Here is a 1,389-nt window from a genome sequence, read left to right on the forward strand (position 1 = left end):
ACCCCCGACCCCGACCGGAACGGGAACATCCGCCCCCGTTTGACCTCTTTCGTCGGACGGGAACTCGAGCTCGACGCCATCCGTTCCGACTTGCACAGGACCCGCCTGGTCACGCTCACCGGACCGGGCGGATCCGGCAAGACCCGTCTCGCCGAGGAAGCCGCCGCCGGGCATCCACAGGCATGGCTGGCCGAGCTCGCCCCGCTCGACCGGCCGGAGGCGGTCGCGGGCGCGGTGGTCAGTGCCCTCGGTCTGCGGAAGACCGTGCTGATCACCAACGAGTTGGCGGTCCCGCAGGACGACCCGGTCGCCCTGCTCATCGAGCACTGCGCCCCGCGCAGCCAGCTCCTGATCCTTGACAACTGCGAGCATGTCATCGGCGCCGCGGCCGACCTCGCGGAGACCCTGCTGACGCACTGCCCACGGCTCACGATCCTCGCCACCAGCCGTGAACCGCTGGGCGTGCCCGGCGAGTCCGTGCGCCCGGTCGAGCCCCTCCTCCCCGACCCCGCACACCGCCTCTTCAGGGAGCGCGCGGCGGCCGTACGCCCCGACGCGGACACCGTCCTGAAGGACACCGAGGCCGTGGACGAGATCTGCCGCCGACTCGACGGCCTCCCGCTGGCCATCGAGCTGGCCGCCGCCCGGCTGCGCCTGCTCACGCCACGGCAGATCGCGGACCGTCTCGACGACCGCTTCCGGCTGCTCACCTCCGGCAGCCGGACGGTACTGCCGCGCCAGCAGACCCTCCGTGCCGTGGTCGACTGGTCCTGGGACCTGCTGGACGAGGCCGAGCGCACCGTCCTGCGCGAGGTCTCCGTCTTCGCGGGCGGCTGGGACCTGGGGGCCGCGGAGACGGTGTGCAGCGGGCCCGTGCCCGACGTCCTGGGGGCGCTCGTCGACAAGTCCCTGATCGTGGCCACCCCGTGCGAGCGCGGCGCCAGCGGCATGCGGTACCGCATGCTGGAGACGATCCAGGAGTACGCCACCGAGCGCGCCGCCGAGGCCCCCGAGCTGCGCGCCGCCGCCGGGCACCGGCACAGCGCGTGGGTCAGTGCCCTGGTCGAGGAGGCCGAGCCCCGCCTCCGCTCCGCCGACCAACTGCTCTGGATCCAGCGCCTGGAGACCGAGCTCGACAACATCCGCGCCGCCCTCCACCGCGCCTTCACCTCCGGCGACGAGGAGCAGGCCGCCCACCTCGCCCTCGCCATGGGCTGGTTCTGGTGGCTCCGCAACTACCGCCGTGAGGGCACGGACTGGGTGGACCGCGTCCTGCGACTGGGAGCGCTCCTGGACGCGACCGAGCAGGCGAACGCCTCCACCCCCCTCACACACCTGGACGCCTTCGACCCGATCGGCGTGTTCCTCGACGCCCCCGAGCCCTCCGAC

General features: G+C 73.1%; 1 protein-coding gene. It reads left to right on the plus strand.

Annotated features, from left to right (window positions below; genetic code table 11):
* The coding region (locus FNH08_RS50085) for an ATP-binding protein (RefSeq protein ID WP_407704611.1) at positions 1-1,389 on the plus strand (1,389 nt) is incomplete at both ends.

This window comes from Streptomyces spongiae, from assembly GCF_009377185.1.
GTDB classification, from domain to species: domain Bacteria; phylum Actinomycetota; class Actinomycetes; order Streptomycetales; family Streptomycetaceae; genus Streptomyces; species Streptomyces spongiae.